Annotated in this window: 8 protein-coding genes and 1 pseudogene; all 9 read right to left on the bottom strand. The window is 69.5% G+C overall.

Translation table 11 applies throughout. The features are described from left to right. Positions 1-458: 458 nt before the first annotated feature. The gene (lepB, locus tag E1287_RS40375; RefSeq protein WP_131970951.1) at positions 459-1,361 is read right to left on the bottom strand and encodes a signal peptidase I; all 903 of its coding nucleotides are present in this window, start codon (positions 1,359-1,361) and stop codon (positions 459-461) included. A gap of 198 nt (positions 1,362-1,559) precedes the next feature. Beyond that, positions 1,560-1,910 carry a 50S ribosomal protein L19 gene (gene rplS / locus E1287_RS40370; protein ID WP_089312872.1) on the bottom strand — a complete coding sequence of 117 codons (351 nt, stop codon included), beginning with the start codon at positions 1,908-1,910 and terminating at the stop codon, positions 1,560-1,562. A gap of 118 nt (positions 1,911-2,028) precedes the next feature. Continuing rightward, positions 2,029-2,793 (bottom strand): tRNA (guanosine(37)-N1)-methyltransferase TrmD, encoded by a 765-nt coding sequence (locus tag E1287_RS45180; RefSeq protein ID WP_279508645.1) that lies wholly within the window; start codon positions 2,791-2,793, stop codon positions 2,029-2,031. Between the two features lie 57 nt (positions 2,794-2,850). Continuing rightward, a pseudogene (locus E1287_RS45175) lies at positions 2,851-3,063 on the bottom strand (tRNA (guanosine(37)-N1)-methyltransferase TrmD); the annotation flags it as partial. Further along, positions 3,060-3,572: a ribosome maturation factor RimM gene (gene rimM, locus E1287_RS40360; protein WP_131970947.1), complete on the bottom strand. Its 513-nt coding sequence runs from the start codon at positions 3,570-3,572 to the stop codon at positions 3,060-3,062. The gene rimM and the pseudogene E1287_RS45175, both read right to left, overlap by 4 nt. Before the next feature lie 11 nt (positions 3,573-3,583). Beyond that, entirely contained in the window at positions 3,584-3,826 is a 243-nt protein-coding gene (locus tag E1287_RS40355) for an RNA-binding protein (protein WP_021598307.1), read from the bottom strand. Position 3,827: 1 nt separating this feature from the next. Continuing rightward, on the bottom strand, positions 3,828-4,307 hold the full coding sequence (rpsP, locus tag E1287_RS40350; RefSeq protein WP_131970945.1) for a 30S ribosomal protein S16: 480 nt from the start codon (positions 4,305-4,307) through the stop codon (positions 3,828-3,830). A gap of 809 nt (positions 4,308-5,116) precedes the next feature. Then, positions 5,117-6,706, bottom strand: a complete 1,590-nt coding sequence (gene ffh / locus E1287_RS40345) for a signal recognition particle protein (protein ID WP_131970943.1) — start codon at positions 6,704-6,706, stop codon at positions 5,117-5,119. Positions 6,707-7,056: 350 nt separating this feature from the next. Then, positions 7,057-7,485, bottom strand: coding sequence for an ACT domain-containing protein (locus E1287_RS40340; RefSeq protein ID WP_243719773.1), 429 nt, complete (start codon positions 7,483-7,485; stop codon positions 7,057-7,059). Between the last annotated feature and the right edge of the window lie 775 nt (positions 7,486-8,260).

The raw sequence follows: 8,260 nt of genomic DNA, 5'->3' as shown, positions 1-8,260 counted from the left end.
CTCGTGCACTGTGCTGTCGCGGGAAGCGGACGGTCCCGTGTTCCCATCTGGGAGCACCTGGCCGTGTATGCCCGCTTGGCCAGGAGGGGCTCCGGCGTTGACTCATCCCTTTCGGCGAAGGCCATCTAAGGGCAGTGCGTCAAGGCTCGGAACAGGTTAGATCCGTGGCTGAATTCGTGTCCGGGACCAATCCCATGGACGGAGGCTGATTGCGCGTATCCAGGCGGCGTCCAATTTACTCGACAAGGCCCACGGCGAGATCATCTTTGCGCGCTTCGAGTTTGGTTCGGCGGCCGATATTGCCGCGTCCAGACGCACGTCTCAGCGGGCCGCTGCCGGTTCTTGCGGTTGGCGGGTGAGAGCGGCGACCCCAAGGTCTTGGGTTGGTGTCGCCTCGGGCCGGTGGCGGCGATGGCCCGGTCGTTTCTCACCGGGTGCGGGTGGCCGTGGGGGCGGGGTCAGGTGGCTCTTAGGCGGCGGCGTCTTAGGAGGTAGGCGAGCGGGAGGGTTGCAATGACGCCTAGGGCGTAGGGGGTGGCGGGGATGGCGGCGGCCAGCGCGTTCTGTTTGAAGGTGTCGGGAATCGGGAGGGTGGACATGCGGTCCAGCGGCCAGACGATGACGAATGCGCGGCCGATGACGCGGTCGATCGGGATGGTGCCGCCGCCGGGGTCACCCCGGTGGGAACGGGAATCGTAGGAGAGTTCACGATGGTCGCCCATGACCCACAGCTGGCCCGGCTTCACAGTGACGTCGAAGGGCTCGTTAGACGGTTTGTTCCGCTCGTGCGTGATCGGGTCGGTGAAGATGTAGGAGTCCTCGTCCAGCGGGACGCCGTTGACCGTGACGCGGCCCTTGGCGTCGCAGCATTTGACGTGGTCGCCGGGGATGCCGATGACGCGCTTGATGTAGTCCTTCTCGTTGGGAGCGACGCCGAACGCGGTGCCGACGGCGCGCAGCGCCCGGGAGACGGGGTTGCCGGGTTCCTCGACCTGGATCTCCGGGTCCCAGGAGTCGAGGCCGTTGAAGACGATGACGTCGCCGCGGGCGATGTCGCGGGTGTGGTAGACGATCTTGTTGACGAGGACGCGATCGCCGACCTGGAGGGTGTTCTCCATGGACCCGGACGGAATGTAGAAGGCCTGGACCGCGAACGCCTTGATGACGAGGGCCAGCACGACGGCGACCACGATGAGGACGGGGAGCTCTTTCCAGAACGAGCCCTGCTTCTTCTTTTTGCGCTTGCCGTCGTCGTCGGAGCCGTCGGCCGTCTCCTCGGCCGAATCAAAGGGCTCCTTCTCTTCGGGCACCGCGCCCTCGGCCTCGGATCGCACGTCTCTCCGATCGTCCTCGTCAGTCATCAGAGCGAAAGCCTAGCGGCGCAGGGCCCCGCGGACGCCGCCCGTGGGCGTGTCGTCAGGGAGCAGGTCGGCCATTTCCATCCGAAACTGGCAACGCCCCGGTCACCGTTACGGGTTCCCGGGGCGTTGTCATTCATCGGCTCAGATCGGCCCTGTTCATCCTTGGCGATCGAGTGGGTCGCCGGCTCGGCGGCGGACTCAGTGGTCGCGCTTCTCCTTGATGCGCGCGGCCTTACCGCGGAGGTTGCGCAGGTAGTAGAGCTTGGCGCGGCGGACGTCGCCGCGGGTGACGACCTCGATCTTGTCGATGGAGGGACTGTTGATCGGGAACGTCCGCTCGACACCGACGCTGTAGCTGACCTTGCGGACGGTGAAGGTCTCGCGGGCGCCGCCGCCCTGCCGCCGGATCACCACGCCCTGGAAGACCTGGATACGGCTCCGGTTGCCCTCAGTGACACGCACGTGCACCTTCAGCGTGTCGCCCGGACGGAAGTCCGGGACGTCGGCGCGCATGGCGGCCTTCTCGATCTCCTGGATCAGGGTGTGCATCGCAGCGGTTCCTCATGGTCGAACGCGGGCGTCGAGAGGCCCCGGTGGGTCTTTCGTGGGGGCGTCGCGCCGCGGAAAGTGGTCGTGGGGTGCCGTGCGATCTGGACGCACGGACGCTCTAGTCTGCCATATCTTCGCCGTCAACCGGAAAACCGGCCTCGCCGAGGACGGCGCGGTCCCGTTCGTCGAGGTCCTCCGGGGCGAGACGGGCGAGCAGGTCGGGACGGTGCCGCGCGGTGCGGCGAATCGCCTCGTCGCGCCGCCACCGGGCGATCGCGCCGTGGTGGCCCGACAGGAGGATGTCCGGGACGGGCCGTTCTCGCCAGACGGGGGGCTTGGTGTATACGGGGCCCTCCAGGAGCGACTCCATGGCGCCGGGCGCGAACGAGTCGTCCGCGACCGAGTCGGCGTTGCCGAGGACGCCGGGCTGGAGGCGTCCGATCGCCTCGATCATGACCAGTACGGCGACCTCTCCCCCGGCGAGCACGAAGTCTCCGAGGCTGACCTCGTCCACGGGCATCCGCGTGCGGGCCTCGTCGACGACACGTGAGTCGATGCCTTCGTAGCGTCCGCAGGCGAAGAGGAGCCACGGTTCGGACACGTACTGCGCTGCGAGGGCCTGCGTGAACGGCCGCCCGCTCGGCGTGGGGATGATCAGCCGCGGCACCGCCCCAGAGGCCACAGGCTGGCCAGCGTCGGAGACGGGGTGGGGCGCGCTCGCAGGCGGTGTTGGGGCCGTCGCGCTCGCAGGCGGCGTTGGGGCTGTCGCGTCCGCAGGCGGCGTTGGGGCTGTCGCGTCCGCAGGCGGCGAGGCGGTTGGCGCGTTCGCAGATGGCGCTGGAGGTGTGGCGCTCGCAGATGGCGTTGGGGTTGTGGCGGCCACGGATCGGGGTGGGGTTGTGGCGCTCACGGATGGCGTTGGGGTGGGGGGGACGATGGTGTCGAGTGCTTCGCCCCATGGTTCTGGCTTCATGACCATGCCGGGGCCGCCACCGTACGGGGTGTCGTCCACGGTGCGGTGGCGGTCGTGGGTCCAGTCGCGCAGGTCGTGGACGTGGACGTCCAGGAGTCCGGTTCGCCGTGCCTTGCCGAGGAGGGAGATGTCGAGGGCGGCGAAGTACTCCGGGAAGATCGTGACGATGTCGATTCTCATGATTCGCCGAGCAGGCCGGGGGGCGGGTCGATGACGAGCCGCCCCCCGGGAACGTCCACCTCGGGGACGAGCGCGGTCACGAAGGGGACCAGCGTCTCCCCGCCGGGCCCGTTGACGACCAGGACGTCCTGGCCGTGGTGCAGGACGTCGGAGACCCGGCCGACGTCGGCGCCCTCCGCGGTGACGACGGCGAGCCCGATGAGTTCCCGGTCGTGGAAGTCGTCCGGGTCTGCGGACGGGGGAATGTCACCGGGGTCGACGACGAGCCATGTGCCGCGGAGTTCTTCGGCGGCATCGCGGTCGCCGATCCCGGCGAAGCGCACGAGCAGGCGTCCCGAATGCCAGCGAGCACGCTCGACGGTGAGGGGGCCGGCGGCCGCGGGGTCGGTGACGATCTCCGTGCCCGCGGCGAACCGGATGTCCGGTTCGTCCGTGCGGACGTCAATGGTGACCTCACCGCGTACCCCGTGCGGCCGTCCGATCCGTCCCACCACGAGCGGTTCGCTCATCGGGACACCACTCAGCGGACCTCGTTGACGTCGAGGAGGTCAACGCGCACGTAGCGGCCCCCGGAGAGGGCGCTGATCACCGTGCGGAGGGCTTTGGCGGTGCGTCCGCTGCGGCCGATGACCTTCCCGAGGTCCTCGGGGTGCACCCGCACCTCGAGGACCCGGCCGCCCCTGATCCGGCGGGCGCGGACCCGGACGTCGTCCGGGTTCTCCACGATCCCGCGGACCAGGTGCTCGAGCGCTTCTTCGAGCACGTCAGCCCTCGCTCTTAGCTTCGGTCGTCTCGGTGGCCTTCGCCTCAGACTTCGGCTCGGACTTCGCCTCGGACTTCTTCGGCTCGGCCTTCTTCTTGCCCCGGCCCGTCGTCGCGGCTCCCGCGGCCTCGTCGTCGCCCAGCGACTCCTTGACGGCGGCCTCGAACGCGGCCTTCTTGTCGGGCTTCGGCTCGGCGACCTTGAGGGTGCCCTCGGCACCCGGCTCGCCCTTGAACTTCTGCCAGTCGCCGGTGATCTTCAGCAGGTTGAGGACGGGCTCGGTCGGCTGCGCGCCGACGCCGAGCCAGTACTGCGCCCGCTCCGAGTCGATCTGGATGAGCGACGGCTCCTGCTTGGGCTGGTAGAGCCCGATCTCCTCGATGGCGCGCCCGTCACGCTTGGTGCGGGCGTCGGCAACGACGATCCGGTACTGCGGGTTCCGGATCTTCCCCAGACGCTTGAGCTTGATCTTGACTGCCACGGGTGTGGTGTACTCCAGACTTCATAACAGGGTGGACGGCCCGTGCCAGGTGGGGAACACCGGCTCACGGCCGCCCGAGGACTCCGGTCGCCATGGACGAGAGAGGGCGCCTGGCGACTCCGGGGTTTCCAGCCTGTCATTCTGCCAGACGATCCACGGAAACGCGCAATCGCGCGATGTCGTGTTGCCCGACCGCGGGCTCTGCCGTCGAGCGAGCCAAGCTCCGGCGAGAAATGATCAGACGGCGATCCCGAACTGGCCGGGCGGGCCACCTGAACTGTCCTGGCGGGCCGCCCGGACTGGCGCGGGTAGACGACCGGACTGGCCGGGCGGCGACCAGCGGCGATGCGGCGATCGCCGTCCCGCCATCGCTGTGAGGTGACCAGCGTATTTGGCCGACGGTCACCCTCGCCGCTCCTGAAACAGGGCGTCCAATACCCGTTAGCGCCACAAAGCCGACTGCCACAGCGCCTCGGCCTCTCCGGGAGCAGGCAGCTGCAATACCGCGGCGACGTATGCCATCACCAGATCATGCGGGTTATCGCACTTCGACTCGCAGGGCGGCGGCGAGGGGCGCAGCGGGTCACGCACCGATCAACGTTTCCGGTTTGGGAAGCTGCTCAGCGTCCGACGTCAATGGCGATGCGGCACGTCAACGGCATTGCGCAGCACGTCTTGCTTTGATCGCTGCGTTCGCGAGGAGGCGGAGGTCAGGGACGACGTTGGCCCCGAACGGCCGACTACTACTCTTGGATCGCTGCGTTCGCTTGGAGGCCGACGTCAGGGACTACTTGGGCCCGAACGGCCGACTACTTCTTCTTGCGGCTCTGGAGTTTGTCCAGGTCGGGCATCTGGAAGCCGGGCGGAAGCTGGCCGCCGAGGCCGGGCGGGAGGCCAGGGGCGGTGCCGGGGCCGCCGCCGAGCCCTGGCGGAAGTCCCTGGGGCGTCGCGCCGCCGGCGGCGGGCTGCTGATCTTGGCGTCCCTTGCCGCCGCCGGCGCGCTTGCGCGGGTCGCCGCTGCGCTGCTTGCCCTTCTTCTTGGACGCCTTCGCGGCCTTGGCCTTCTTGCGTCCGCCGGGCATTCCGGGCAGGCCCATCCCGCCCGCCATCTGGCGCATCATCTTCTGCGCGTCGAAGAACCGGGTGACGAGGCTGTTGACCTCGCCGACGCCGACGCCGGAGCCGTTCGCGATGCGCGCTCGCCGCGACCCGTTGATGATCTTGGGTTGGGCGCGTTCCTGCGGGGTCATCGAGCGGATGATCGCGGCGATCCGGTCCAGGTCCTTGTCGTCGATCTGGTTGACCTGTTCCCTGACCTGCCCCATTCCGGGCATCATGCCGAGCAGGTTGCCGATCGGCCCGAGCTTGCGGATCATCATCATCTGCTCGAGGAAGTCTTCGAGCGTGAAGTCCTCGCCCGAGGCGAACTTGCTGGACATCCGCTCGGCCTGCTCGGCGTCGAACGCCTGCTCGGCCTGCTCGATCAGGGTGAGGATGTCGCCCATGTCGAGGATGCGGCCCGCCATGCGGTCCGGGTGGAAGACGCTGAAGTCCTCGAGCTTCTCGCCCGTCGAGGCGAACATGATCGGACGTCCGGTGACATGCCGGACGGACAGCGCCGCACCGCCCCGCGCGTCGCCGTCGAGCTTGGTGAGGACGACGCCGTCGAAGCCGACGCCGTCCATGAACGCCTGCGCGGTGTTGACCGCGTCCTGGCCGACCATCGCGTCGACGACGAACAGCACGTCGTCGGGCTTCACGGCGTCGCGGATGTCGATGGCCTGCTGCATCATCTCGGCGTCGACGCCGAGACGTCCCGCGGTGTCGATGACGACGACGTCGTGCTGGGCGTGCTTGGCCTGCTCGATGGACCGGCGCGACACGTCCACCGGGTCGCCGACGCCACTGCCCGGCTCCGGCGCGAACACGGGCACCCCGGCCCGCTCGCCGACGACCTGCAACTGCTGGACGGCGTTGGGACGCTGCAGGTCGGCGGCCACGAGCATCGGCGCGTGACCCTCCTGCTTCAGCCACCGGGCCAGCTTGCCCGCGAGCGTCGTCTTACCGGCGCCCTGCAGACCCGCGAGCATGATCACGGTCGGCGGGTTCTTGGCGAGCCTGATCCGGCGCGTCTCGCCGCCGAGGATGTTGATGAGCTCCTCGTTGACGATCTTGACGACCTGCTGCGCCGGGTTCAGCGCCTGCGAGACCTCCGAGCCCCGCGCCCGCTCCTTGACCTGAGCGATGAAGTCCTTGACCACGGGCAGCGCGACGTCGGCCTCGAGCAGCGCGATCCGGATCTCGCGGGCGGTGGCGTTGATGTCGGCCTCGGAGAGCCGGCCCTTGCTGCGCAGCGACGAGAAGACCGTCGTCAACCGGTCGGAGAGCGTCTCGAACACGTGTCTGGACCGTCCTTAAAGCTTCTGGGATCGCCTATCAGCGTATCGGGTCACCGGCCGAGCCCTGCCCCTCTCGCCGGGACGTTCTCAACGGCCGCTCGTCCGTCCAACCCCATGCCGCCTCCGGACGCCGCTGTTGACACAGGCGCAGCGGAACGCCTCGGCTGTGGCCAGCAAGCCCTGCAATGCCGGAAGATCGCGAATCTGGCCTGGAACGGCCGTCCCTTCGCCGACGAGCTGAGGGGCCAGTCAGCTGTGGGGCAGCAGACGCATCGGGGATCGGGGAGCGGCACATGAAGCCGTCCACCTACGCAGCTGGCGGCGGACTTTGGGCAGTGGACGGAGGTAGGTCAGCGGAGAGCCGCCAGGACTTGAGAGCGGACGGACGCGAGAGCCACGGGATCGTCCAGGGGGCGTCCCCCTGCGTCCACCACGTAGAAGACGTCCACGGCCTCGGCGCCCAGAGTGTCGACCTGGGCGGCGCGAACCTGTAGGCCGCACGCGCCCAACGCCTGTCCGATCCGCCAGAGGAGGCCCGGCCGGTCGTGGGCGCGAACCTCGACGACGGTGGCCGTGCGGGACGCGTCGTCCACGATCATCACCCGCGGCGGGGCCACCGCCGCACCGGGCCTCACACGGATGGACCGCGCCCGCCTTTCCAGGCGGTCGGCGACGTCGAGCCGGTCGGCGAGCATCCGCCGAAGGTCGGCCTCCAGGGCGGCGGGGTCCGGCGGCGTCCCGAACTCGGGCACAGCGGTGAAATCAAGCACGGCCGTCACCTGCGACTCCCCCACCGACCCGCCCGAGCGCGATCCGTCGCCAGACGTGTCCGCAGGCACAGACGCCATCCCACCAGCCCACACGGCTCCGCCAGCCGACGCGACCTCACCAGGCGACGCAGGCCCGCCCACCGACGCCGTCCCACCGGGCGACGCGCGTCCACTGGCCGACGCCGTCCCACCAGCCGACCTAGGCCCGCTTGCAGACGCCGTCTCGCCAGTTGGCGCAGGGGCATCGGGCCGCGCGGTCCCTCCCGCGGACGTGGGCGTGGGGGCGGACGTCGACGCAGACCCAATGGCCGACGCGAACTCACTAGCCGACGCAGGCCCGCCCTCCGACGCCGTTCCAGCGGCCGACGCGCGCCCACCGGCCGACGCCGTCCCACTAGCCGACGTGGGCCCGCTTGCAGACGCAGTCCCGCCTGTTCGCGCAGGGATATCGGGCTGCGCGGTCCCTCCTGCGGACGCGGGCGCGGCGGTGGATGCGGGGCCGCTTGTGGGGGTGGGTCTGCCAGTGGACGCGGAGCCGGTGTCGCTGGTGGATGCGGTCGATCCAGTGGATGGGGGGCGCGTCGTTGCGGTGGAGTTGGGCTGTGGGTTCGGGGTGCTCGTATGTCCAGACGGGGGCGCGCCACTTGGTGGACGGGCGGCTGTGCTGGCCCTGAGGGGCGCGGTGTCACTTTCCGCGGACGCCGGTGCGGCTGGGGCGGTTGGTTCTGGTGGCTCTTCGGCGATTAGGGGTGGGGCGTGTCGGTCGGCGGGTGCAGGTGTGGAG

It is taken from the genome of Actinomadura sp. KC06, assembly GCF_004348735.1.
Lineage (GTDB): Bacteria > Actinomycetota > Actinomycetes > Streptosporangiales > Streptosporangiaceae > Spirillospora.
Note: the sequence above shows the minus strand (reverse complement) of the source record. Positions and strands in the feature narration are given on the sequence as shown.

Coding starts and splice junctions, on each gene's coding strand:
- lepB (WP_131970951.1), bottom strand. CDS start 1,361: ATGACTGACGAGGACGATCGGAGAGACGTGCGATCCGAGGCCGAGGGC.
- rplS (WP_089312872.1), bottom strand. CDS start 1,910: ATGCACACCCTGATCCAGGAGATCGAGAAGGCCGCCATGCGCGCCGAC.
- rimM (WP_131970947.1), bottom strand. CDS start 3,572: ATGAGCGAACCGCTCGTGGTGGGACGGATCGGACGGCCGCACGGGGTA.